Raw genomic sequence first — 25583 nt, 5'->3', positions numbered from 1 at the left:
GAAAAATGACGATTCGGCAATGGGCAGGACGATAACCCCGAGTTCTCAAGCGGCACGGCGAAGCGTGTGGCGATCGCCATCGACAGCGACATGGCCAAGCCGGGCAAGCGCAGCGAGCGTCGCGGCGATCCGCGGGCGAACCTTCTGGCCTTGCGCATACCGGCGTGCGATCTCGTCGCTGGTCAGCCCGACGCCACCGCGCAGATCGACGAGGACGGCCGCAGTCTGGCCGATCGCATCGCGCGGGAACTGCGGTTTGCGAAGTAGCGCGGCGGGTAGGTCCGCCTCGATCTGCTCGGCGCGCGCGGGCAGCGGCAGCGCGGTGAGCCCGGCGCGCGCGATCTGGTAGTTGGGGCGTAGCCAGCGGACGCGGCCCGCCTTTTCTTCGGCGTGACGCGCGGCGTTGAGCGCGACCAGGCGCGCGACGATGTCGGTGTCGCTAAGATCTGCAGGCCAGCCGTACGCGGTGGCGACGGCCGTATCGATGCGGTCGTGGAGTTGCGCGAGGATATCAACGCGATCGCGTTGGCGCTGGTCCTGTGCAACGGGATCGAACGCAGATCCCGAGCGAAGTCGTGCGAGCAGATTGTAGAGTCCGGTCATCGTCAGGTCGGTCTGCGTGTCGAGCACGTCCTTGCGCGCGACATCGAGTTCCTCCGCGAGGTCGCCGATCACAGTGCGCTGATCGGGCGGGGCATCGGGAAACGGAAACGGATCGGCAATCCGCGACTTGGTGTAGCGATGCCCCTGTTCGAACCGCGCGATGCCGATCAGTCCGCAATTGGCATAGGTCCATTGCAGGTGCGCGCGCGACGAGAGCACGCCCAGCGAGAACCCGTCGCCCAGCGCAAAGCAGACGACCATATGGTCGGGCGTCGTCGTTGCAGGCAGAAATTGCAGGATGCGGTGCTTGGCCGTCTCGGTCGTGACGATGTAACGCGAGAGGCCGAGCAGCGCGGGGCGGAACGTGCGGCGGGGCTCGCCGAATATCCACCACCGATCCTTGAAGCCGGTGCGCCGATTGGTATCGCGCACCGGCTTCACGGTCATCAACAAATGCTGGTAAATGGCTGGGAACATCGTGCGCAGAGCGGTCTCGTCATGACCATAGGCATCGATGATCCATCGGTTAGAGGAATGACGAACGAGATCCGCGCCGCCGACATAGGGCTTGATTATGCCGGTTGCCGCCGGCGGTGAGATCGCGAGCAGATGGCGCGCTTCTGTTGCCGACAGGACGAACCCGCGGGCTGCCAGCATCATGCCATTGCAGGACAACCCGTCATTGGCGACGAGCGCGAACGCCGCTGCCGCGTTTGCACCGATCGAGAGGTCCGCGTTGATCCTGCCGCTCGTGGCCGCGAAGCCGAGTATCGGGGCGTCGGTATCGAGCCCGTGTTCCGCGACGATCTGGAGACGCTGACCGACCGGCACGCCGCGTTCGACCACGGTCATCGCGATCCGCACTGCCGCGGCGTCGGTGGTCGCCTTGGTCCAAGGGTGGTCGGGGATCGCGAGCACGATACCGATCGGCACTTGGGCTGCGAGCCGTTTCGTGATGACGCGCCGGCTGAATTCCTGCGTGATCGAGTTCGTCGTGACGAAGCCGAACCGCTTTAGCCGCGTACCGGTCTCGGTCAGGCGTTCGGCGGCGCGATCCCACCAATACATCACGAAATCGGCCGATCGGTTGATCTGCGGATGCGCCGTCCACAGCGCCGTCAGATAGCGTTCGCCAAACGCGCTGCGCATCGCCGCACCCTTGCCGATAAAGGGCGGATTGCCGACGATATACTCCGCATCCGGCCAATCGGGGGGGCGCGGATTGGTCAGCGTGCCGTCTTCGGCGACACGGTCATGCGCGAGGACGGCGTCCATCGTCGCGATATTGTCGAGCTTCTCCAGCACCGGGTCGGCGATCGTCCGGCGATTGCGCAATTGCCACTGGAGATAGCCTAGCCACAGCACGAGCTCGGCGATCGCCGCCGCGCGCGGGTTCAGCTCGATCCCGAGGAAATGGCGCGGATGAACGGTGGCGGTCTCCAGCGCGAGCGCTTCCTGGCCACCGAGATCGGCGAGCACTTCGAGCACGTCGCCCTCCAGCCGCTTCATCAGTTCGAGCGCGACGTAGAGGAAGTTGCCGGTACCACAGGCGGGGTCGAGCACCGTCGTCGCGGCGAGACGTTCGTGGAAATCATGCACTGCCCGGATCGCCACCGCGGGACGCGACAACCGCTCGCGCTCGACCGTGCCGAGCACCTGCGTCTCCCATTCGCGCTGCAGCGGCTCGATGATCGTCGCGATCACCAGCCGCTCGACATAGGCGCGCGGTGTGTAGTGCGCACCGAGCCGCCGCCGTTCGACCGGATCAAGCGCCTGTTCGAGCAGCGTGCCGAAGATCGCGGGCTCGACCTCGGTCCAGTCGTGACGCGACGCTTCGAGCAGTTCGCCGATCTCCTCGCGTTGCAGCGGGATCGCGCTGCGTTCGGCAAACAGCCCGCCGTTGAAGCGCCGCACCGTGCGCCGCATTGCCAGCGAATACCCGCCGGTATTCATCGCGCTCCACAGATCCTCCAGCATCGGCGCGAAGCTCGACGGATCGTCGCGCGCGTCGATCAGCATCTGCGTGAAACTGCCGCGATCTAGCAGGTCGGCGCGCTGCGCGAACATCGTGAACAGGCAGCGCATCAGGAAATGCGCGACCGGCTCGGGCGCATGGCCACGATCCTCCAGCCGTTTGCTCACTTCGGCCAGGCGCCGGGCGATGTCGCGGGTGACGATCGCGGCGTGGCGGGCAGGGTCGAGCGCGTGCGGATCGAGCCAAATTTTCCGCAGGCGATCGCGGATCGCCGGATCGCGCAAATCGTCGAGATACAGGCGAAAGCCGGCGCGGTCGGGGAATTGCCGGTACGCCTTGCCCTGGCCCGAGAAGTCCGCGAACAATTCGATCGCGTGGCCGACGTCGCAGACCAGGATGAATGGCGGCCAGCCGTGATCGGTCGGGAGGGCGCGAGCATATTGTTCGGCCTGCTCGCGGGCGTTGCGCATCAGCACGTCCCAACTGCGATGCGCACTGCGCCGGCCGCGACGGTCGGAATCGTCGGGAGGCGGCAGGCCAGGCAGCGAGGCCTGTTCGGGGCTGGCGACTTCCTTGGGGCCGCCGCGTTCGCGGCTCTGCTTGGCTTCGAGGACGAAGCAGCCGCGGCGATACAGGTCGATTCGGCCGTTGCGCTGGAGACCGCCCAGATCCTCCAGTCGCACGGCGCGCTCGAACACATAGTCGTTGCGATCGTGCGTCGCGTCGGCGGGGTCGGGAACGGGCACGTCGATCAGCCGACAGAGCTCGGTGAGGAACAGCGGGAAGTTCGCGCGTTCGGCACCGCCTTCGTTGGCGCGCCAGCGGGCGATGAAAGCGTCGATCGCCGACAGGGCGGTATCGGGCGAGGCTGCGACCTGGGTGTTCATCCGGTCGCAGCGTAGATGCCGTCAGTGCGCCGTCATCCGGAGGTAGGTGCGATCCCGAGCAAATCCGGGAATGTTCTGCCGCCGACTGCTCCGAAACGGATCAGCTGGCTCCGCCACCGATAGCGTGGTCGGCAGTAGCGTGAAGAGTGTAGCGGCAAAGGCGCGCCGGACGGCGGCGTCGGTGTCCCCGCCGTCCGGCCGCGCTTGCTGCGATACGCGCTTCAGCCTCCGCCGCCAGCCAGGGCTGCCAGCAGGAGCAACGCGACGATATTCGTGATCTTGATCATCGGGTTCACCGCGGGGCCGGCCGTGTCCTTGTAGGGGTCGCCGACCGTATCACCGGTGATCGCCGCCTTGTGCGCCTCGGAGCCCTTGCCGCCGTGATGGCCGTCTTCGATGTATTTCTTGGCGTTGTCCCATGCGCCGCCACCGCTCGTCATCGAGATCGCGACGAACAGCCCCGAGACGATCACGCCCAGCAGCATCGCGCCAAGCGATGCAAAACCGGCGGCCTGGCCCGCGACCGCGGTGATGATGAAATACACGGCGAGTGGCGACAGCACCGGCAGCAGCGAGGGGACGATCATCTCGCGGATCGCGGCCTTGGTCACGAGGTCGACCGTCCGCGCGTAATCGGGGCGGCTGGTGCCGAGCATGATGCCGGGGTTGTTGCGGAACTGCTCGCGGACTTCCTCGACGACGGCGCCTGCTGCGCGACCGACCGCAGTCATGCCGAACGCGCCGAACAGATAGGGGAGCAGCGCACCCAGTAGCAGACCGACGATGACGTACGGGTTGGAAAGGCTGAAATCGACCGTGACGTCGGGAAAATACGTCGCGAGATCGGTGGTGTACGCACCAAATAGGACGAGCGCGGCAAGTCCGGCCGAGCCGATCGCATAGCCCTTGGTGACCGCCTTGGTAGTGTTGCCGACCGCGTCGAGCGCGTCGGTCCGTTGGCGGACGTCGTCGGGCAGGCCGGCCATCTCGGCGATACCGCCGGCATTGTCGGTGACGGGGCCATAGGCGTCCAGCGCGACGACCATGCCGGCCTGTGCAAGCATCGCGGTCGCAGCAAACGCGATGCCGATGATCCCGGCCAGCTGGTACGCGACAATCACCGCGACGACGATGACCAGCGTCGGCAGCGCGGTGGATTCGAGGCTGATCGCCAGGCCTTGAATGACGTTGGTGCCGTGGCCGGTCTCCGACGCCTTGGCGATCGACTGCACCGGGCGGTGGTTGGTGCCGGTGTAATATTCGGTGATCCAAACGATCAGCCCGGTCACGACGAGGCCGATCATCATCGACCAGAACAGGTCCATGCCGGTGAAGCTCTGCGTCAGCGACGGTGCCGCCTGCGTGGTGAGATCGTCAGTCGCGGGGTCAAGGAACCCCGCGCCGCCGATCACGCGGTGGAGGTCGCCGAGCACGTACTGCGTGGCGAGGTATATCGCCGGGATCGACAGGATCGTCGAGGTGAAGAAGCCCTTGTAGAGCGCGCCCATGATGCTGCCGCCGCCAAGCCGCACCATGTAGGTGCCGATGATCGAGGTGACGATGCACACCCCGCCGACGAGCAACGGGAGAGTCATCAGCCGCATCAGCTCGGCGCCGCTCGCCTGGATGAGCAGCGCGATCGAGATCATCGTCACGCCCAGCGTGACGACGTAGGTCTCGAACAGATCGGCGGCCATGCCCGCGCAGTCGCCGACGTTGTCGCCGACGTTGTCCGCGATCACGGCGGGGTTGCGGGGGTCGTCCTCCGGGATGCCGGCCTCGACCTTGCCGACCAGATCCGCGCCAACGTCCGCCGCCTTGGTGAAGATGCCGCCGCCCAATCGCGCGAAGATCGAGATCAGCGAGGCGCCGAACGCGAGCGCGGTGAGCGCCTCGACGATGATCCGGTCGTTGGGCGCATGGCCTGCGGGTCCGGTGAGGTACCAGAAGAACGCGCTGATCGCGAGCAGGCCGAGGCCCGCCACGAGCATGCCGGTTACCGCGCCCGATCGGAACGCCAGCGTCAGCCCGGCCTGCAGCGACGTGCGCGCGGCCTCCGCAGTGCGGACGTTGGCGCGGACCGAGATGTTCATGCCGACATAGCCGGCGACACCCGACAGCACCGCGCCGATGACGAAACCGATCGTCGAGATCATGCCGAGCGTGAACAACAGGATCGCCGCGACGATGACTCCGACGATCGCGATCGTGGTGTATTGCCGCCCAAGATAGGCCTTCGCGCCCTCCTGGATGGCGGCGGCGATGTCCTGCATCTTTGCGTTGCCGGGGGAGGCTGCGAGCACCTGTCGACTGGTGACGAAACCATATAGGACGGCGATGACGCCGCAGATCATGGCCAAATAGACGGTCGACATACGGCGCTATCCCTCTTGTCAGGTCCTCTCCGGTCCCGACTTTGCCGAGTCCCGAGGGGAGAGCCTATCAGTGCGGGGGTATTGCGCAAGTTATCCGCGTGGGCTGTGCTCGTAGCCTAGACTTGGCGGTAGCGGGACGGGGCGGCCCGAGTCGTGGAGGGTAAGCCCCGCGCCGGTCGAGAACGTGCCGATCCGAGCGGCGTCGGTAACGAAATCTTGCGGTGCAGCAAAAAGGAGTTGGTAGTCGTCTCCCGCTGTGACTGCGGCGAGGCGGTCGCCGGAGAACGCGCGATAGGCGTCGGAAAGCGGGATGCGCGCGAGGTCGATACTGACGGCGAGGTTGCTGGCGAGCGCCATGCGGGATGCGTCGATGAGCAGACCGTCGGACACGTCCATCATCGCGTGGACGTGCGGCGCGACGATGCGGCCGTCGGTGAGTCGCGGCTGCGGGCGGCGGTACGCGGCGAGAAGCTCGGCAGGTCCATCCGCGCCGAGCGCGATCGCGAGCCCCGCACCCGCGTCGCCAATCGTGCCGGTGACGTAAAGTGCGTCGCCTCCTAGCGCGCCGTTGCGGGCAGGGGCGGCGGCGTCGCTGCCGAATGCGGTGACTGTCAGGACGCGCGGGGCGTTCGTGGGGAGCGTGACGGTGTCGCCACCGATGATCCGCGTGTCGAAGGTCGTCAGGACGTCGGCGAGCCCCCCGAGGAAAGCGCGGTCCCACGCGTCGTCACCGAGCGAGTAGTTGAGGAGGATACCTTCGGGCTTGGCCCCCTTCGCGGCGAGGTCGGAGAGGTTGGTCGCGACCAGCTTCCACGCGACGTCCTGCACGGGGTCGGTTGGGAGGAAGTGGACGCCTTCGACCAGCGTGTCGGTAGTAACGACGAGCGGGCCCGCATCGAGCAGCGCGGTGTCGTCGTTGAGGCCTCGCGCGGCAGGATGCAGTGGGAGCCGGCGTAAGGCAGCAATGAATTCAGCTTCGGTCACACAAATCCTCCCCGGAACGGGGAGGGGGACCGTCCGCAAAGCGGAGGGTGGAGGGGGCGTGCCGCGAGCGTTACGCCAGCGGGGTGTCTTCCGGCCGCGAAAGAAGGTCCGTAACGTTCAGCCACCGGTACGCTTGCGGATGCCCCCCTCCACCATGCTGCGCATGGTCCCCCTCCCCGTGCCGGGGAGGATTTAGGCACGCACCTCTTTCGCGATGCCATCAAGCAACCCGTTCACGAACCCCGACTCCCGCTTGTCGTAGAACGCATGCGCGACATCGACATATTCGCTGATCACCGCGGCCACCGGTACATCCTTGCGCGCGAGCAGTTCGTACGTGCCGACGCGGATGATCGCCTTCATCGGCTTGTCGAGCCGCGCGAGCGTCCAGCCCTTGGCGAGTTTGCCCTCGATCAGCACGTCGATCTCGCCCGCCCGCGCGTTGGCGCCGGTGACCAGGTCGTCGAAGAAGTCGACATCGGCCTCGGCATATTCGACGTCTTCGATCGTCGCGCCGAGCCGGTGCTGGTGGAATTCGTTGAGCAGGACGGGCATCGCGGTGCCCTCCATCTCGTGCTGGTAGGTCGCCTGGACGGCGGCGAGGCGAGCGGCGGCACGCGCCTTGGTGCGGGGGGCGGTTCGAGTCATAAGCGGTTGCCTGTAGGCGCGGGGGGGCTGTGTGTCAGCCCTTTGCGTTTCGCACGCGTTGGCGAGGAAGAATGGTTCGCGCAGAGGCGCAGAGAGCGCGGAGGTGTATCGCTCGCCGCGGAGCGGCCCTCCCATCACCGTTCAGTGAGGAGATCGTAGCGGCTACGCCGCGCGCAACGCCTCCGCGCTCTCTGCGCCTCTGCGCGAACAATCTAACTGTTAAGCCGCAGCCGCAAAGCCACCGATTTTGCATGGGCAGGCAGGCCTTCGGCGTTCGCCAGCGCGACTGTGGCAGGGCCGAGTTCGCGCAACGCCGCCTCATCCAACGCCAGGAAACTGGTGCGCTTCATGAAGTCGAGGACCGACAGCCCGCTGGCAAACCGCGCACGGCGGCCGGTGGGGAGGACGTGATTGGGCCCGGCAACGTAATCGCCGATCGCCTCGGGCGTGTAGCGGCCGAGAAATACCGAACCCGCGTGGCGGATACGGTCGAAGAATCCCTGCGGGTCGGGGATCGCCAACTGGAGGTGCTCGGCGGCAAGGCGGTCAACCAGCGGGATCGCGGCATCGAGCGTATCGACGACAACGATCGCTCCATTGGTCTCCCAAGCAACGCGCGCGACGGCTTCGGTGGCGAGCTCGCTCAACTGGCGATCCACGGCCTCTGCCACCTTGTCGGCAAAGACAGCGTCGTCGGTGAACAGGATCGACTGGGTGGTCACGTCGTGCTCGGCCTGGCTGAGCAGGTCGGCGGCGGTCCATTCGGGGTCGTTGAGCGCATCCGCGACGACGACGATCTCGCTCGGGCCCGCGACCATGTCGATGCCGACGACGCCGTAGACCTGGCGCTTGGCTTCGGCGACCCAGGCATTGCCGGGGCCGGTGATCACGTCGACCGGCTCGATCCGGCCCGCGCCGTATGCAAGCGCCGCAACCGCCTGAGCGCCACCGACGCGCCACACTTCATCGACGCCGGCGAGATGCGCGGCAGCGAGAACGAGTGGGTTGATCTGGCCATCTGGGGTCGGCGTGACCATCGTCAGGCGCCCTACCCCCGCGACCTTAGCGGGGATCGCGTTCATCAGCAGCGACGAGGGATAGGCGGCACGGCCGCCGGGGACGTAGATGCCGGCTGCATCTACCGGTAACCAGCGCGCGCCGAGCCGGACGCCGGCGGAGTCAACCGAGTCGCTGTCGAGCGGGCGCTGTTTCTCGTGATACGCGCGGATGCGAGTTGCGGCGAGTTCGAGCGCGGCGCGGAGGTCCGGATCGAGTGCGTCGAACGCGGCCTTGCAGTGGGCGGGGTCGATCTGCCAGCCAGTGGCTTCCAGATCGTGGCGGTCGTGCTTCTGCGTAAGATCGCGGACCGCGGTTTCGCCATCGCGGCGGACCGACGCGATGATCGCGGCGACGTCCTGCGTGACGCCAGCGTCGGATTCACGGCGGTCCTCGACCAGCGCGGTGAAGCGCGTCGCGAAGTCCGAGTCGGATGTGGAGAGGCGGATCACATTCCCCTCCCGCTTGCGGGAGGGGTCAGGGGAAGGAATGACATAGCCTCGCACGGTGCGATCGGGGCGGGCGTGCCCTCCCCCGACCCCTCCCGCAAGCGGGAGGGGAGCAGAAGGTTAGCGCTCATGCCGCGATCTCCTGCGCTTCGACCGCACGGCGGAATGCCTCGACCAGCGGCACCACCCGGCTGCGCGTCTTCATCGCGGCACGGTTAACCACCAGGCGGCTCGTTACCTCCATGATCGTCTCGACCTCCACCAGTCCGTTCTCCAGCAACGTCCGCCCCGAAGACACGAGATCGACGATCCGCGGCGCCAATCCCAAGGTCGGCGCCAGTTCCATCGCGCCGTTGAGCTTCACGCACTCCGCCTGCACGCCACGGCTGGCGAAATGCGCGGCCGTCACATGCGGATATTTGGTCGCGACACGGACATGGCTCCAGCCGCGCGGGTCGTCCTGTGCGGCCATCTCGGCAGGTTCTGCGACCGACAGCCGGCAATGCCCGATACCCAGATCGACCGGCGCGTAGAGCTCGGAATAGCCGAACTCCGCGATCACGTCCGACCCGACGATCCCCAGTTGCGCTGCACCGTGCGCGACGAAGGTGGCGACGTCGAACGCGCGCACCCGGATCAGCGAGATCGCCGGATCGTTGGTCGCGAACCGCAACGCGCGTGAGTTCTCGTCGGAGAACGACGCCTCAGGATGCACCCCGGCGCGCGCGAGCAACGGCAGGGCCTCGGCGAGGATGCGTCCCTTGGGGACCGCGATGATGATCTGGGAGGGTGGGTAAGAATCTGGCACGTGCCGGGCTTTACGGGGGGGGCATGGCGGGTGCAACAACGTGCGTATGGCAAATGTAATGGCAAGTTGCTCCGCGTTCGGAATTCAGGCGGGCTATTGCGCCGCGATGGATGCGCCGATCACGGCGCGGGTTTGCAGCGCGCTGGCGGAGTCGCTCGATCGGGACAGCGAGACGGGGCGGCGGGTGCTCGACTGGGCGGGCGAGCCGGTCGCGGATGCCTTGGCGTTACGGCTGGTGGGTGGACTGCACGCACTGCATCGCGCGGGCGTCGATCCGGAGCTTTCTGCCGTATTCGCCGGCGTAGAAACCGACTCGGCGCGAACCGTCGCGATACTAAAGGCAACGCTCGTGACACAGGATGCGGCGTTGCTGCCGTGGCTCGACGGACCGCCGCAGACCAACGAGGCGGCGCGGTCCGCCGGAATGTTGACCGGAATATTGCATCTGGCCGAGCGGTACGGGCCGCGGTTCGAGGTGCTGGAGATCGGATCAAGCGCGGGGCTCAATCTGCTGATCGATCGCTATCGGTTCGATCTTGGCGGTGTGAATTTCGGGCCATCGGCATCGCCTGTGACTATCAACCCCGAATGGCGGGGCGCGCGGCCGCCAAGCGCTCCGGTCGAGATCGGGTCGACACGCGGCGTCGATATCCACCCGGTGGACGTCGCCGATCCGGCCGCAGCGGCGCGGCTCGAGGCGTATGTCTGGGTCGATGCGGTCGAGCGGCAGACGCGGCTCGCCACGGCGATCGCGATGGTGCGCGAGGGTGGCATCGATCTGGTCGAAGGCGATGCGGCGGACTGGGTCGAGGCTCGGTTGGCCGAACCGCAGCCCAAAGGCGTTACGCGCGTGCTGATGCATTCGGTGGTGTGGCAGTATCTGCCAGCGACCTCCCGCGAGCGGATCCGGGTCGCGATGGACGCAGCGGGCGCGCGCGCGACGGTGGAGCGACCGCTCGGCTGGGTGATGATGGAGCCGAATCGCGATCTGCACCGCCACGAGGTCCGCGTACGCGGCTGGCCGGGGGAACGGGGGATGGAACTGGTTGCGCTGGCGCATGCGCATGGCGCCTGGGTCGAGGGGCTCTCGGCGCCGCACGAGACACGAGACTATGTCATGCGACGTGGCGCCTATGAGAAGGACTGAGGCACCAGATACGAGGGCGGCCCGGGATCGCTCCCGGGCCGCCCAAACTTGGTAGAAGGTCTTAGTAGAAGAAGCCGTTATTGACCTGGGCGACGCGGCCGTTGCGCGTATCGACCAGGACGACGTCACGACCGTAGCGGACCCAGCGCTGATACCCATAGGCCGGGCGCGACAGGCGGTACGTCTGATAGTCGTTGATCCAGTATTGGCGACCGTAATAGTTCGGTGCGAACCGGTAGCCGACGCTCACCGGACGATAGCGATAGCCGCGCGGCCCGACATAGGCGGGGCGGCGGTAGACGTTACCGTGCGTGCGGCGATAGTCGCGCCAGTCCTCGCGCGCTTCGCGGCGATCTTCGCGCAGTTCCTGACGAGCTTCGCGGATGTCGCCGCGGTCGCCGTAGCGGCGTGCGCGCTGCAGGTCGCGCTGGCTCTCGCGGATTTCGCGCTGGTCGCGGCGGACTTCGCCGTAGCTCTGTGCGGTGGCGAAGCTGGGGACGAGGGTGGCGGCGGCAATGGCCGCGAGGATCATCTTACGCATGGCTGCTCTCCTGTGTTCGGTGCCGAATCAACGGCATGAACGGGGTTTTGCTCCCGCGCCGCTGAACGATCGCGAAATGTGGTCGTCAGGATTTAGACAGGTGGCGAAGGTTCGGTGGCGGTTCGGCAGTCGCTACATGCCGTCCGCCGCTTGCAGCTCGCAGCCCGCGCCTCTCGACCCGCCAGTCCCGTACGCCCCACCCGTCATCCCAGCGAAAGCTGGGATCTCCCCATTCGGGTCGCAGCACCCGCCACCATGAGATCCCAGCTTTCGCTGGGATGACGGGTGGGGGACTGGGGGAGGGCGGTTAGATTCCCCAGCGGCGCATGGCGGCGATCAGCGCGTCGGGTCTCTGCCACGGCACGAAATGACCTGCATCGATCTTCTCGATCGTGAGGTCGGGGACATACGCGGCGAGGTCGAGCTGGCTTGGGAGCAGCGCGCTGTCCTGCATACCCCAGATCACCAGTACCGGCATCGCGGTCGGCGGGAACGGTGCGTCGAGAAACGCGGGGCGGGGCGGCGTTTCGTCCATCGCGGGGACGACGATCGCGCTCGCGCGGTACCAGTTGAGCATCGCGGTGATCGCGCCGGGCTGGCCCCATTCGTCGAGATAGGCGGCCTTGTCCTCCGCCATCGCGGCGAGATCGGCGTGCTTCGAGAAACTCGTGTCGAAGAAGGTTTCGAGGCCGATCGACTTGATGTGCTTTTCGAGATCGGAATTGCGGAAGGCGCGGATATACTGACTGGCGGCGCGCTGATCGAGGTCGTCGAACATGGTCCGCTGGAAGACGAGCGGGTGGGGGGCGTTGATGATGACGAGCTTCGCGATGCGCTCGGGGTGGCGCAGCGCGGCCATCCAGGCGACCGCGCCGCCCCAGTCGTGGCCGACCAGCGTGAAACGGTCGATGTCGAGGTGATCGGCGAGCGCGATCAGGTCTGCGACGATCTTGTCGGGGGTGTAGTTGTCGATGCCGTCGGGTTTGGAGGAGCGCGCGAAGCCGCGTTGATCGGGGGCGACGACGTAGTGGTCGCGGGCGAGGTCCGAAGCGATGGCGCGCCAGGTGCGGTGCGATTCGGGGAAGCCGTGGAGGAGGATGACGGGCGGGTTCGCCGGGTCGCCGGTGATCGCGACGTCTAGGTCGACGCCCGTGGATAACGCGATGCGTTGCAGATCTGACATCATTCCCCTCCCGCTGGCGGGAGGGGTTAGGGGAGGGCCTACCCGTCGCGCTGCGGCTGGATCATGCCCTCCCCCGACCCCTCCCACAAGCGGGAGGGGAGCAGAAGATCTCTATCTCCCCTCCCGTTTACGGGAGGGGCTGGGGGTGGGCTCGCGGTCAGTCAAAAGCGGAGCGGGCGGCGATAGCGCGTGCCCACCCCCCTACCCCCTCCCGCGAGCGGGAGGGGAGGAGTCAGGGATAGCTGACCGTCTTTGGAATCGCGGGGATCTCGATCCGTTCTTTCTCGTCGCCGGGCACTTTCGGGAAGTTGCCCGCATTCCAGTCGCGTTTCGCCTGTTCGATGCGATCCCGGTTCGAGCTGACGAAGTTCCACCAGACGTGGCGCGGCGTCGTGAACGCGTCGCCGCCGCACAGCATCGCGCGGCCGCCATGCGCGGACCGCAGCGTCGCGGAAATGCCGGGGCGCAGGACGTACAGCACTTGCGGCTCCAGCTTCACGCCTTCCAGCGTCGCCTCGCCCATTGCGAGGTAGATCGCGCGCTCCTCGGCAGCTGCGTCGATCGGCACGCTCGCGCCCGGATCGAGCGCGATGTCGGCGTAGATCGTCCCCGAATAGGTCGTGGTCGGCGCGGTCTGGCCCCACAGGCTCCCCATGATGATCCGCGAGCGTGCGCCGTGCGCCTCGATCGTCGGCAGCTGCGCCTTGGTGACGTGCTCGAACGCCGGGTCGATCTCCTCGACCGCCTCGGGCATCGCCAGCCAGGTCTGGATCCCCGACAGGTTCGGCCCCTCGGCGCGTTCGTCGCCGGGCGAGCGCTCGGAATGGACGATGCCGTGGCCCGCGGTCATCAGGTTGACCGCGCCCGGCTCGATCCGTGCCTGCGTGCCGAGCGAATCGCGGTGGTCGATCGCGCCGTCGAACAGATACGTCACTGTCGACAGGTTGATATGCGGATGCGGACGGACGTCGATACCCTGGCCCACGTCGAGATGCGCCGGGCCCATCTGGTCGAAGAACAGGAACGGGCCGACCATCGTCCGCTCCTTGTTCGGCAGCGTGCGGTGGACCTTGAAGCCGCCAAGATCGTGCGTCGACGGCAGGATGGTCTGGAGGACGAAATCATCGAGCATGGCGTTATCCCTTGGCAGGTTCCGTGGCGTCGAGCAGTTCGACCAGGTCTGCTGGATAGAGCGTTTCGTCATGCGCGACGATGTCGTTTCGGGAAAACCAGCGGTGACCGACGAGCAGTTGCTTCTCCTGTTCGGTGAGATTGCCCGCCTTCACGTCGCAGGTGTCGACATCGATCCGGAAATAGCGTTCGTCGGCGGTGACCTCGACGCCTTCGAAGGTCAGGAAGTCGATGGTGCGTTGCGCGACCTCGGGGCCGCAGTCGATGTCGAGGCCGACTTCTTCCCACAGTTCGCGGCGGGCGGCGGCGGCGTAGCTCTCGCCCGGATCGACTGCGCCGCCCGGCGTGCACCAGAGCGGCGGACGGTCGGTGGGTGTGAAACGGAACATCAATACGCGATCCTGGCCGTCGACAAGGAGGATGCGCGCTGCTGGGCGTGGGGTCCTCATAACCCGGTGCACCACCCCGGCGAAGGCCGGGGTCCAGTTGGAAAGGTCGATATGGCGACGGGCTGCCCATCGTTACCCCTGACCCTCAACTGGACCCCGGCCTTCGCCGGGGAGGTGTTGGTTGGCGAGGTGCTGAGTGTTAGAACGCTGCCAAGCCTCATACCGCGTCGAGTTCCGGATAGGCGCGGAAGATGCCGTCGGTGTTGAACGCCAAGCGCCGGTCGCTTTTCAGATACGCCTTGATGCCCGGCAGTCCCGCGACCTGATCGTGGATGCGGACGAGGTTCGGGTGGTCGGGTTCGAGCGTCTTCATCCGCTTCGGGAACATGTACCGCAGCCCTTCGATCACCTGGAACAGCGAGGTGTCGGCATAGCTCCACTTGTGATCGATCAGCCAGTCGCCCGGATTGGCCTGCACCGCATCCTCCAAATGACCGAGATACTTCGGCAGCCGTTCCTCGCGGAACTGTTTCGCCGCCCGCACGGCTTCGGGTTTCTGGTCGTCGTAATAGTCCATCATCGCGACCGGATGGTGGACGTTGTGGACCTCCGCGACGAGGTCGGCGATCGTCAGTTGGAGTTGGTTGAGCCACAGCCGGTCCGCCATGGTCGACGGCGCGAGACCGTGACGCTCGCCGAGATACATCAGGATGTTGGCGACCTGCGCGATGACCAGACCGTCGAGTTCGAGATAGGGCGGCGCGAACGGCGTTCGACCCGTGCGGTCGTTGAGATCGGCCATCAGGCCTTCCTCGCCAACGCCGCGCGCGCAATCCTCATACGCGATCTCGGCGCCTTCAAGTGCGAGCCGGACGAACTCGCCGCGCCCCTGGATCGAGGGCCAGTACCAGAGCTTGTACGCCATCAGATTTCCCCAGGCGCGCGGGCCTTGATGGCGAGCGCGTGAATCTTCGTGCTCAACAGTTCGGCGAGCGCCTGGTTCACAAGCCGCTGGCGGGCGACGCGATTAAGCCCTTCGAACTGCGGCGTTTCTACCTCGACGCGAAAATGCGTCTCGCCGGTGCCGTCGTCGCCCATATGGCCGGCATGAAGCCCGCTCTCGTTGACGACGATCAGCTGCGTCGGGGCGAGGGTCGCGGTGAGGCGGGCGGTGATCTGGTCCTGTACGGAGCCGGTGGCGAGGTCTGTCATCGACCCTATATAGCCCGTTTTGGAAGCGCGGGGAGCCGGTGGCGGACGAGGATCGAAAAGAGCGGAAGGAGCGCCCCAGCCCACGGTTTCACGGCCGCGTGGAAGGGAACGGGCGCGTCTGCATGTGGCGCGACTGCGAGGAGGCCGGCGAATTTCGCGCGCCACCGCTCGAAGGGCCGAGCGAAGGTGGCCCGCCGCAGTTCCGCTGGTTCTGCCTCGAGCATGTCCGCGCGTTCAACTCGGGCTATAATTTCTTCGACGGCATGACCGCAGACGAGATCCACCACGCCCAGCGACCGATGGCGGGCTGGGAACGCGAGACACGGGCGTTCGCGCATGGCGGTGGTGATACCCCGCCGAAATGGGCGGACTTCGCCGACCCGATCGATGCGATCGGCGCGCGGTTCGGCGAACGCTTGGCGGCGGCGCGGAAAGACGGCCGCGTGCTGTCCGACGGCGAACGGCGCTCGTTGCGCGTGCTCGGATTGGGGACCGATACCGACCGCACGCAACTGCGCAAACGCTACAGCGAACTCGTGCGGCGCTTCCATCCCGACCGCAACGGCGGCGACCGCGCGCACGAGGCCGACTTGCAAAAGGTGATCGCGGCCTACCAGCACCTGAAGGGCGCAGCGGCGTTCGCATGATGCGTCGGCGTTTGGTTCGCGCCGCTGCCCCGCCGGATCAGGTTGGCTGGGCCCCGCCCATCGTCGCCGCCGCGGCGGCCATGTCCATGAAGAACGGTCCCCAGCCATGCCCGTCGAGGTCTTCGAAGGCGCGGCTGTACATGAAGCCCATGTCCTCCGGGTCGTGCAATTCGCGTCCACCCGCCGCCAGGGCCGCTTCCGTAATCGCATCGACCTCGGCTTGGCTGTCGAACGACAGGGCCAGCAGCACGCCGCTGGTCGTCTTCGCGTCGATGATCTGCTTGGACGTGAAGGTCGAATAAAACGCGCGATCGAGCAGCATCACGGAAATCGTGTCGGACCATGCCATCGCCGATCCCTGATCGTTGGAAAACATCGCGTTCCGCTCGAACCCGATCGCTGCATAGAATGCGGTCGCGGCCGCGACGTCGGCAACCGGCAGGTTCAAGAATATGGCCTTGCTCATGGCGGCTCTCCTGGTTCGACTCGGTTTCACACCGGTATTTGCAATGCATGCGCGCAACCGTTATTTAAAACAACTATGAAGTTAGAAAATGTAACCGAAGTCTCATCGAAGCGGTGGTATGACGATGCATGCGGCACCGCGATGGCGCTCGAACTGATTGGAGAGCGCTGGTCGCTGCTGGTCGTGCGCGAACTGATGTTCGGTCCGCGCCGGTTCGGCGAACTGAAGGCTGACCTCGGCGGGATCAGCGCGAACGTCCTGACGCAGCGGCTGGGGGGACTGGCGCGCGCCGGTATCCTGACCCGGCGCATGCTGCCGTCGCCGGCCAGCGTGCAGGTCTACGAACTGACGCCCTGGGGGTATGAGAGCGAGACCGCGATCCGCGAACTTGGTCGATGGGCGGCGCGATCGCCGGCGCATGATCCCACCCTGCCGCTCAGCGCGGCCTCGCTGATGCTGTCGTTCCGGACGACGTTCTCGCGGCAGCGCGCCGATGGCTGGACCGCGGTCGTCGGTTTTCGGCTGGGCGGCGAGGGGTTCGTCGGCCGGGTCGATGGCGACTGGATCCATGTCGTGCGCGCCGACCCGTCGGAAGCGGGCGTCACGTTCGACGGCGATCCGATGACGATCGCATCGCTCGTCTATGGCGCAAGGCCCTTTCGCGATGCGGAAGCCGCGGGCACATTGCAGATCACCGGGAACCGTGCGCTCGCCGAGCGGTTCGTCACACTCTTTCCGCTACCGGATAAGGTCGCGGTTGAGTAACGCCCCTCGCTTGTCCTAGAGCGGTCGGGAACACGAGGCCAACATGACCGATATCCCGAATACCCAGCCCGATAGCCGCGAGACCACGATCCTCGACGCACCCGACCGCATGGTGAAGGTGCGCGAGATGTTCGGGATCGATTCCGATATGGAAGTGCCGGCCTTCTCCGAAGCCGATGAGCGCGTGCCCGATCTCGATCCGGCGTACGTCTTCGATGCCGACACGACGCTCGCCGTGCTGGCGGGCTTCGCGCATAACCGTCGCGTGATGGTCCAGGGCTATCACGGCACCGGCAAGTCGACGCATATCGAGCAGGTCGCGGCGCGCCTGAAATGGCCGTGCATCCGCATCAACCTCGACGCGCACATCAGCCGCATCGACCTGATCGGGCGCGATGCGATTGTCCTCAAGGACGGCCAGCAGATCACCGAGTTCCGCGAAGGCCTGCTCCCCTGGGCGTTGCAGACCCCAACCGCGCTTGTGTTCGACGAGTATGACGCGGGCCGCCCCGACGTGATGTTCGTGATCCAGCGCGTGCTGGAGACCGAGGGCAAGCTGACGTTGCTCGACCAGAACCGCGTGATCCGCCCGAACCCGTGGTTCCGCCTGTTCGCGACCGCCAACACGGTCGGGCTCGGCGATACGAGCGGGCTGTATCACGGCACGCAGCAGATCAATCAGGGCCAGATGGACCGCTGGAACATCGTCGTCACGCTCAACTATCTGCCGGCCAAGGTCGAGGCGCAGATCGTGCTCGCCAAGTCGGGCGAGTACGACAAGCCAGACGGCAAGAAGGTCGTAGAGAACATGGTGCGGGTGGCGGACATGACTCGCAAGGGGTTCGTCAACGGCGACATCTCGACCGTGATGAGCCCGCGTACGGTGATCACCTGGGCGCAGAACGCGCTGATCTTCGGCGACGTCGGCTTCGCGTTCCGCCTGTCGTTCCTCAACAAGTGCGACGAGGCGGAACGGCCGCTGGTCGCCGAATATTACCAGCGCGTGTTCGGCAAGGATCTCCCCGAGAGCGTGGTGGGCAAGGCCTAAACCTTTGGCCAATGAAACCCCTCTCGATCGCTTCAAGGCGGTCCTCGCCGGTACCGCGCGTGCGATCGCGGAGGAGCCGGAGGTCGAGCTCGCCTTCACCGCGGATGCGCCGGCGCAGTCGGGCAAGCATATCAAGGTGCCGATGCCCGCGCGGGCTTTGCCAGCGGAGCAGGTGGCCGAGGCGCGTGGGTTTGCGGATGGCTTTGCGCTGCGGTTGAAGCTGCACGACATTGCTCTGCATAACCGCGCCGCGCCGGTCGAGGCGGTCGCGCGCGCGGTGTTCGATTCGGTTGAGACTGCGCGGGTCGAGGCACTCGGGTCGCGTGGCTATGCGGGGATTACCGAGAACCTCGAACGTGCGCTCGACGTTCGCCTCCGCGCCGACCCGATTACGCGCGCTCGCAATCGTGACGAAGTGCCGTTGTCGACCGCGCTGGGTCTGATGGTGCGCGAACGGCTGACCGGGCAGGAATCGCCGGCGATTGCCGCGCCCGGCCTCGCGCTGGTGCGCGAGTGGATCGAGAGCAAGACCGATCTCGACGCGCTGGCCTATGCGCTCGACGACCAGAAGGCGTTCCAGGGCCTTGCCCGGAAAATGCTGCAGGAACTCGAACTGGTCGAGGGTGATCAGGTCCCCGAGGAGAGTGACGAAGGCGGCTCCGAGGACGAGGGCACCGACGAGCAGCAGCAGGACGAGGGCGACGAAGGCGACGACCAGGGCGAGGACGGCCAGGGCGAAGTCGAGGCGCGCGGCGAACAGTCCGAGCAGCAGAACGAGGAAAGCGACGGCCAGGAGCAGAGCGACGAGTCGATGGACGACATCGACGGCGAGCCCGGCGACGACGGCGAGGAAGGCATGCAGCCGGTCCGCCCGAACCGTCCGTTCGCGGACATGGGCGGCGCGTTCGATTACAAGCCGTGGACGACGCAGTTCGACGAGGTGATCGCGGCCACCGAGCTGTGCGACGCCGACGAACTCGCACGCCTACGCGGCTATCTCGACCAGCAGCTCGTGCATCTGCAATCGACCGTGTCGAAGCTCGCCAACCGGCTCCAGCGGCGGCTGATGGCGCAGCAGTCGCGGTCGTGGGATTTCGATCAGGAGGAGGGCATTCTCGACGCGGCGCGGCTCGCGCGCGTGATCGTCAACCCGACCTTGTCCCTGAGCTACAAGGCCGAGCGGGAGACCGACTTCCGCGACACCGTCGTGACGCTGCTGATCGACAATTCCGGCTCGATGCGCGGCCGCCCGATCTCGATCGCGGCGATCAGCGCGGATATTCTCGCACGCACGCTCGAGCGGTGCGGTGTGAAGACCGAGATCCTCGGCTTCACGACGCGTGCGTGGAAGGGCGGGCAGAGCCGTGAGACGTGGCTGGCCGCAGGACGTCCGCCGCAGCCGGGTCGGCTCAACGACATCCGCCACATCGTCTACAAGCGTGCCGACGAACCGTGGCGCCGCGCGCGCAACTCGCTCGGCCTGATGATGCGCGAGGGGTTGCTCAAGGAGAATATCGACGGCGAGGCGCTGATGTGGGCGCATGCGCGTCTGGTCGCGCGGCCCGAGGAGCGCCGCATCCTGATGGTGATCAGCGACGGCGCGCCGGTCGACGATTCGACGCTCAGCGTGAACTCGGGCTCGTATCTCGAACGGCACCTCCGGCAGGTGATCGGCTGGATCGAGAGCAAGTCGCCCGTCGAGCTGGTCGCGATCGGCATCGGCCACGACGTCACCCGCTATTACGCGCGCGCCGTGACGATCATGGATGTCGAACAGCTCGGCGGCACCATCATCGAACAGCTGGCTTCGCTGTTCGACACCGAGTGATCTAGCGGTGATCGAAGCGCCCGCGGGCGGGTTCCACGGGCCCGTCAAGCGCTCGATCACGATCGCCGGCCACCAGACTTCGATCAGCCTCGAACCCGTCTTCTGGCAGGCGCTCGAAGCCGCGGCCGCGCGTCTCGCCCTGCCGTTGTCCGCGCTCGTCGCCGAAATCGACGCAATTCGCATCGTTGCGGATAATTCGCCGAACCTCGCTAGCGCGTTGAGAACATGGCTGTTCGATAACCCAGGTTGAGAACTACTCGCATTAGCGTTGACAGTGCGAACGACTCTCAATAGCGAGCCCCTCAGAACAAAGGGGTTTGTCTATGTCGCTACCTTCGCCGCGTGCATCGTTGCCGCGTTCGTCCACCGTGCCGGCCTTTCTCGCTTTGTCGTGCGTCGGCGCCTTCGCGACTGCGCCGGCCTATGCCGCGGATGCGGACAAGTCGGCCGCGCCGGTGACCGATGCGCAGCAGCGCGAGGAGGTCCTCGTCAACGGCCAGCGCCTGCACGACGAAGGTCCCAAACATGTCGCGCCGCTGGTCAACACGCCGCGTTCGGTGATCGTCCTGCCGAAGGAAGTGATCGAGCAGACCGGGTCGAACAGTCTCGCCGACGCGCTGCGTACCGTGCCCGGGATCACCTTCGGCGCAGCGGAGGGTGGCAATCCGATCGGCGACCGCCCGTTCATTCGCGGTTTCGATAGCCAAGGCAGCATCTATGTCGACGGCGTCCGCGATCTCGCCGCGCAGACGCGTGAAGTGTTCGCGGTCGATTCGGTCCAGATCGTCCGCGGCTCGGATTCGACGCTCGGCGGGCGCGGCTCGGCGGGCGGCACGATCAACATCCTGTCGCGCCTGCCGCAGCTCGATAATTTCGGATCGCTCAGCGCCAGCTACGGCGAGGCGGACTACAAGCGGATTACCGGCGACGTGAACCTCAAGGTCTCGGACACCGCCGCGTTCCGCATCGAGGGGATGTGGCACGATCAGGACGTCGCCGGGCGCGATGCGATCTGGCAGAAGCGCTGGGGCATCGCGCCATCGTTCGCGGTCGGGCTCGGCACGCCGACCCGGCTGACCGCCAGCTTCTATCACATGGAGAGCAGCGAACTGCCCGACAGCGGCATCCCGTATCTCTACACGATCAATAATCATCCCGGCACCGGCAACGTCACGACCCAGCCTGCGCTCGGCACCGTGACGACCGCCAGCGGCCAGACCGGCTACGTCTCGCGGAAGAACTTCTACGGGCTGGCCGCGCGCGATTTCCGCGATGCGACCACCAATCAAGCGACGCTCCGCGTCGAGCATGATTTCGGCGGCATCACGCTGCGCAACACCGCGCGCTACACGCACAGCGACCAGAGCTATATCTTCACGCTGCCCGACGACAGCCAGGGCAATGTCTATGGCACGACCGCGACCAACACCGGCGCGAACGTGACCAATGGCGGCTATGTCTGGACTCGCGGCAACACGCGCTACGGCTATAGCGAGAGTATCGTCGACCAGACCGACCTGTACGGGAAGTTCAATACCGGCGGTATCGAGCACAGCTTCTCGCTCGGCACCGAAATCTCGTGGGAAAAGACGAGGCGCGGTGCGTTCGTGTCGGCGAACGGATCGACGATCTCGCCACGTTGCAACACCGCGACGATCGCGCGCTCCTATTGCGTCAGCTTGTTCAATCCAAACCCCTATGCGCCGTGGGTCAATTACACGAGCGACACGTCGACCACTCCGACGCCGATCGTGAAGGGCGCAACGTCCGCTGAGACGCAGAACGACGCGAACACCAAGGCAGTCTATGCGTTTGATTCGATTACGCTGATGCCGGCGCTGATCCTCAACCTCGGCGCACGCTACGATCGGTTTCAGTCGACCGTCATCCTGCCGGGTGCCCAGCAGACCCGGATCAAGCGCGTCGACAACCTGTTCAACTGGCAGGCCGGCCTCGTGTTCAAGCCGACGCCCGAGACCAGCCTGTATGCAAGCTATGCGACTGCCGCGACGCCGCCCAACAGTCTGCTCGGCGAAGGCCGCGAGGATAATTCGATCACCGTCGCGACGCTCAGCCTGCTGAAGCCGCAAAAAACCAAGTCGTACGAGGTCGGCGCCAAGGCCAGCCTGTTCGGCGAGAAGCTCCAACTCGGTGCGGCGGTATTCCAGACCGAAATCTCGAACGCGCGCGTGCTCGACGACACCAACACCGCATCGTTCATCGGCGAGACGCGGATCCGCGGCGTCGAGTTCAACGTCAGCGGCACGATCCTGCCCGGCTGGACGGTGTTCGGGGGCTTCACGCATCTCGACCCGAAGATCATCGATGGCGGTTTCACGACGCTGACCGCCGCCGCGCTCCCCGGCGTGCAGCCGGCCCGGACGATCGGCGTCGTGTCGGTCAACACCGGCAAGCAGGTCCCGCAGACCGCGAAGAACAGCTTCACCGCGACGACCAACGTCACCGTGACCAAGCGGCTACAGATCGGCGGCACGGCCTTGTACATGGACGACCAGATCGGTGGCTATGCCGACAACCGCACCGCGACGCAGACTGTCGCCGGCGTCGTATCGGTCAACCCGGCGACCAAGGTCCTGACACGCAGCACGCCCGATTACTGGCGCTTCGATGCGCGCGCGAGCTACAAGCTGACCGACAATGTCGACCTCAGCGTCAACGCGCAGAATTTGACGAACAAGACCTACTTCTCGCAGACCTATGCCAGCCACTACGCCACGCTCGCCGCCGGTCGCACGATCTTCGGCACGGTGAACCTGCGTTTCTGAGGACGATATGACGGCGATCGACACCCTCACCCCCGACGCCATCGCCGCGCGCCTCTCTGGAAGTCCGCAGGAGCGCGCGGCGTTCGTGCGCGAGGCAGCGGACGCGGGCGTTGCCGAGGCGCAGGCGGTGTATGGGCAGATGTTGCTCGACGGAGTTGGCGTTGCGGTGGACCCGGTCGCTGCGCTGGGCTGGTTTACCAAGGCGGCAGCGCAGCATCACGTGATGGCGCTCAACATGGTCGGGCGTTGCTACGATCTCGGCTGGGGCACGCGGATCGACAAGACGCGCGCGGCGGAATGCTACCGCGTCGCGGCGGCGCGTGGGCTCGACTGGGCGATGTACAATTACGCGACGTTGCTTGCGCTGGGCGAGGGCGTTGCCGAGGACAAGCCGGCTGCGCTGGCGTTGCTGGAGAAGGTCGCGGCAATGCACTCGGGGCTCGCCAGTGCGAAGGCGATCAACTTCGTCGGCAGTTTCGCGGAAGACGGTTGGGCTTGCGAGCGCGACATGACGCGTGCCGCGGCATGCTATGCGACTGCGGCGGAAGGCGGCGATTTCCGCGGCTGCTTCAATCACGCGCGCATGCTTGGCGCGGCGGGGGAGATCGAAATGGCACTTGGTTGGCTGAGACAGGCGGGCGCACGGGGCAACGCGGCGTTCCTCGCCAAGGCCGAAGCGTGGCTGGAAGCGAGCGATATCCCGGCGTTCCGGACGTCCGGCGTGGCGGCATTGCGGGAGGCGGCGGCATGCTGATCGCCATTCCCGACGTGCTCGAGCCGGCTGACGTGACGCGCGTCCGAGCGCTGATCGACGCGGCCGAGTGGATCGACGGCAACGCCACCTCTGGCCCGCAATCGGCATTGGCCAAGCGCAACGAGCAACTGCCAGAGGACTCGGCCGCCGCGCGCGAGGCTGGCGGGATCATCCTCGACGCGCTCGGTCGCTCCGCGTTGTTCGTCGCCGCCGCGCTGCCGCTGAAAGTCTTCCCGCCGCTGTTCAACCGCTACGCCGGTGGCCAGGATTTCGGACTGCACGTCGATAATGCCATCCGTATCAAGCGCGGCTCCGACTTCCGCATCCGCAGCGACCTGTCGGCAACGCTGTTCCTCGCCGATCCCGAAACCTATGACGGCGGCGAACTGATGATCGAGGATCAGTTCGGCCCGCAATCGGTCAAGCTGCCCGCTGGCCACCTAGTGGTCTACCCCGCCTCCAGCCTGCACCGCGTCGCGCCGGTGACGCGCGGCGTGCGCGTCGCATCGTTCTTCTGGCTGCAGTCGATGGTCCGCGACGACGGCGCGCGGCGGATTCTGTTCGATCTCGACCAGGGCGTGCAGGCGGTCGCGGCCGCGCAGGGGCAGGGCGATCCGGCAACGGTGCGGCTGACGGGGGTGTACCATAATCTGCTGCGCCGCTGGGCGGATGTTTGAGCGCACATGACGGAAAGGGGATGGATGGACTTGGCTACGCCCGCCATGCCACGCTCCACGAACGGGGGAATATTCGATGAGTAAACTGGCGATGCGACGGGCCTGGTTTCAGGTCCATAAGTGGATCGGGCTGATCCTCGCGATCCTGATCATCCCGCTGTCGCTGAGCGGCGCGGCGCTGGTGTGGCATGATGCGCTCGACCGGATCGTCGATCCGAGCCGCTATGCGGTATCAGGGACGACAGTGCTCAGCCCGGACGCCTATGTCGCCGCGGCGGCGGCCCGGCTCACACACGGCGAGCGGATCGCGATGCTGACGATGCCCGAGGACGGCGGCCCGGTAGTGATTGCGGCAGCGGCGGCGGGGAGTGCGCCCAAGCGGCCGGGGCCACCGCAGCGGACGATGGTGTATCTCGATCCGCCGACCGCGCGCGTGCTGGAGGTTTCGCCCTCGAATGGTGGGCTCGTGCGGTTCTTGCACGTTCTGCATGGGAGCCTGCAGCTCCCCGGCGTCGGACGCTCGATCGTAGGCTGGATCGGCGTAGCGATGATGGTGTCGTGCTTTACCGGGCTGTGGCTGTGGTGGCCGACGATCGGCAAGTGGACGCGCGGGCTGCGGTATCGGCGCCATCGTAACGTCGATACCAACCTGCACCACCTGTTTGGGTTCTGGATCGCGCTGCCGCTGTTCGTGCTGTCGCTGACCGGCGCGTGGATCTCGTTCCCGCAATTCTTCGGCACGCTCACCGGCGAGGCTTCGCGGCCTAAAGGCGGTCCCGATCGCGGGGCGATGATGCGCGCGAAACCGCTCGCGAAACCCGCCCAGCCGCTCGACGTGGCGATCGGCAAGGCGCGGGCGCTGGCGGGTGGCGCACCGTTGCGGAGTGTTGCGTGGCCGACCGATCTCAGCGCGGACTGGACCGTGACGTTCGCGCGCGGAGGGACGCCGGTCGGGGTGAAGATCGCCGACGATACCGGTGGCGCGACCGCGGCGCCGGCGCGGCCTCGGGGCGGCGTGGGGCGGTGGATGCGGCGGATCCACGACGGCACCGACATGGGCGCGCTGTGGCAGGTGATCATCTTCATCGGCGGAATCCTGCCCGCGGTGCTGGCGGTGACCGGGGTGATCATGTGGTGGCGCGCGAGAGGATGGAAGGCTGAGCTGGCGGCACGACGCGCGGCGTAAGCTTTCCCTCTCCCCTGGGGGGAGAGGGAAGGAGGAGC

General features: G+C 66.4%; 23 protein-coding genes. 10 read left to right on the top strand and 13 right to left on the bottom strand.

Annotation, left to right across the window (positions count from 1 at the left end; genetic code table 11):
* Positions 1-45: 45 nt before the first annotated feature.
* The 6 genes from C8J46_RS03035 to hisG all read right to left on the bottom strand — a co-directional run bounded on the left by C8J46_RS03035 (position 46) and on the right by hisG (position 9785).
* Positions 46-3465 carry a DNA methyltransferase gene (locus C8J46_RS03035; protein ID WP_132734883.1) on the bottom strand — a complete coding sequence of 1140 codons (3420 nt, stop codon included), beginning with the start codon at positions 3463-3465 and terminating at the stop codon, positions 46-48.
* A gap of 221 nt (positions 3466-3686) precedes the next feature.
* Positions 3687-5840, bottom strand: coding sequence for a sodium-translocating pyrophosphatase (locus C8J46_RS03030; RefSeq protein WP_132734881.1), 2154 nt, complete (start codon positions 5838-5840; stop codon positions 3687-3689).
* 90 nt (positions 5841-5930) lie between these two features.
* A complete protein-coding gene (gene thiL, locus C8J46_RS03025) occupies positions 5931-6824 on the bottom strand; it encodes a thiamine-phosphate kinase (protein ID WP_132734879.1) in 894 nt (297 codons plus the stop codon).
* Positions 6825-7016: 192 nt separating this feature from the next.
* Entirely contained in the window at positions 7017-7472 is a 456-nt protein-coding gene (nusB, locus tag C8J46_RS03020; protein ID WP_056488135.1) for a transcription antitermination factor NusB, read from the bottom strand.
* A gap of 212 nt (positions 7473-7684) precedes the next feature.
* Positions 7685-8980 (bottom strand): histidinol dehydrogenase, encoded by a 1296-nt coding sequence (gene hisD / locus C8J46_RS03015; RefSeq protein WP_132734877.1) that lies wholly within the window; start codon positions 8978-8980, stop codon positions 7685-7687.
* Between the two features lie 124 nt (positions 8981-9104).
* Positions 9105-9785, bottom strand: coding sequence for an ATP phosphoribosyltransferase (gene hisG / locus C8J46_RS03010; RefSeq protein ID WP_243643191.1), 681 nt, complete (start codon positions 9783-9785; stop codon positions 9105-9107).
* Between the two features lie 58 nt (positions 9786-9843).
* Between hisG and C8J46_RS03005 the strand changes: the two genes are divergently transcribed.
* Positions 9844-10932, top strand: a complete 1089-nt coding sequence (locus C8J46_RS03005; protein ID WP_243643190.1) for a DUF2332 domain-containing protein — start codon at positions 9844-9846, stop codon at positions 10930-10932.
* 61 nt (positions 10933-10993) lie between these two features.
* Here the strand turns inward: C8J46_RS03005 and C8J46_RS03000 are convergent, their stop codons facing one another.
* The 6 genes from C8J46_RS03000 to C8J46_RS02975 all read right to left on the bottom strand — a co-directional run bounded on the left by C8J46_RS03000 (position 10994) and on the right by C8J46_RS02975 (position 15388).
* Positions 10994-11473: an RcnB family protein gene (locus C8J46_RS03000; protein ID WP_132734875.1), complete on the bottom strand. Its 480-nt coding sequence runs from the start codon at positions 11471-11473 to the stop codon at positions 10994-10996.
* 307 nt (positions 11474-11780) lie between these two features.
* Entirely contained in the window at positions 11781-12656 is an 876-nt protein-coding gene (locus C8J46_RS02995; RefSeq protein ID WP_132734873.1) for an alpha/beta hydrolase, read from the bottom strand.
* A gap of 232 nt (positions 12657-12888) precedes the next feature.
* Positions 12889-13788 (bottom strand): pirin family protein, encoded by a 900-nt coding sequence (locus C8J46_RS02990; protein WP_132734871.1) that lies wholly within the window; start codon positions 13786-13788, stop codon positions 12889-12891.
* A gap of 4 nt (positions 13789-13792) precedes the next feature.
* Positions 13793-14236 carry an NUDIX domain-containing protein gene (locus C8J46_RS02985; RefSeq protein WP_165886438.1) on the bottom strand — a complete coding sequence of 148 codons (444 nt, stop codon included), beginning with the start codon at positions 14234-14236 and terminating at the stop codon, positions 13793-13795.
* Positions 14237-14393: 157 nt separating this feature from the next.
* Entirely contained in the window at positions 14394-15101 is a 708-nt protein-coding gene (locus tag C8J46_RS02980; RefSeq protein ID WP_132734867.1) for a glutathione S-transferase, read from the bottom strand.
* On the bottom strand, positions 15101-15388 hold the full coding sequence (locus tag C8J46_RS02975; protein ID WP_132734865.1) for a BolA family protein: 288 nt from the start codon (positions 15386-15388) through the stop codon (positions 15101-15103). The genes C8J46_RS02980 and C8J46_RS02975 overlap by 1 nt, the downstream gene beginning before the upstream one ends.
* Positions 15389-15510: 122 nt before the next feature.
* Between C8J46_RS02975 and C8J46_RS02970 the strand changes: the two genes are divergently transcribed.
* On the top strand, positions 15511-16035 hold the full coding sequence (locus C8J46_RS02970) for a J domain-containing protein (protein WP_132734863.1): 525 nt from the start codon (positions 15511-15513) through the stop codon (positions 16033-16035).
* A 37-nt stretch (positions 16036-16072) separates the two neighbouring features.
* Here C8J46_RS02970 and C8J46_RS02965 read toward each other — a convergent pair whose 3' ends face one another.
* Positions 16073-16501 (bottom strand): VOC family protein, encoded by a 429-nt coding sequence (locus C8J46_RS02965; RefSeq protein WP_132734861.1) that lies wholly within the window; start codon positions 16499-16501, stop codon positions 16073-16075.
* 75 nt (positions 16502-16576) lie between these two features.
* On the opposite strand from C8J46_RS02965, the gene C8J46_RS02960 reads away from it, so the two are divergent.
* The 8 genes from C8J46_RS02960 (at position 16577) to C8J46_RS02925 (ending at position 25545) form a co-directional block, all read left to right on the top strand.
* Complete coding sequence (locus C8J46_RS02960) at positions 16577-17266, top strand: winged helix-turn-helix transcriptional regulator (protein ID WP_132734859.1); 690 nt, start codon at positions 16577-16579, stop codon at positions 17264-17266.
* Positions 17267-17309: 43 nt separating this feature from the next.
* Positions 17310-18314, top strand: coding sequence for a cobaltochelatase subunit CobS (cobS, locus tag C8J46_RS02955; RefSeq protein WP_055874633.1), 1005 nt, complete (start codon positions 17310-17312; stop codon positions 18312-18314).
* Between the two features lie 4 nt (positions 18315-18318).
* Positions 18319-20142: a cobaltochelatase subunit CobT gene (cobT, locus tag C8J46_RS02950; protein ID WP_132734857.1), complete on the top strand. Its 1824-nt coding sequence runs from the start codon at positions 18319-18321 to the stop codon at positions 20140-20142.
* A 7-nt stretch (positions 20143-20149) separates the two neighbouring features.
* Complete coding sequence (locus tag C8J46_RS02945; RefSeq protein WP_243643189.1) at positions 20150-20392, top strand: ribbon-helix-helix domain-containing protein; 243 nt, start codon at positions 20150-20152, stop codon at positions 20390-20392.
* A gap of 73 nt (positions 20393-20465) precedes the next feature.
* The gene (locus C8J46_RS02940; protein WP_132734853.1) at positions 20466-22928 is read left to right on the top strand and encodes a TonB-dependent receptor; all 2463 of its coding nucleotides are present in this window, start codon (positions 20466-20468) and stop codon (positions 22926-22928) included.
* Positions 22929-22935: 7 nt separating this feature from the next.
* Entirely contained in the window at positions 22936-23682 is a 747-nt protein-coding gene (locus tag C8J46_RS02935; protein WP_132734851.1) for a tetratricopeptide repeat protein, read from the top strand.
* Positions 23676-24359 (top strand): Fe2+-dependent dioxygenase, encoded by a 684-nt coding sequence (locus C8J46_RS02930; protein ID WP_132734849.1) that lies wholly within the window; start codon positions 23676-23678, stop codon positions 24357-24359. The genes C8J46_RS02935 and C8J46_RS02930 overlap by 7 nt, the downstream gene beginning before the upstream one ends.
* Positions 24360-24435: 76 nt before the next feature.
* Entirely contained in the window at positions 24436-25545 is a 1110-nt protein-coding gene (locus tag C8J46_RS02925) for a PepSY-associated TM helix domain-containing protein (protein WP_132734847.1), read from the top strand.
* Positions 25546-25583 lie beyond the last annotated feature (38 nt).

Origin of the sequence: Sphingomonas sp. PP-F2F-A104-K0414, from assembly GCF_004340945.1 — a bacterium.
Lineage (GTDB): Bacteria > Pseudomonadota > Alphaproteobacteria > Sphingomonadales > Sphingomonadaceae > Sphingomonas.
Note: the sequence above shows the minus strand (reverse complement) of the source record. Positions and strands in the feature narration are given on the sequence as shown.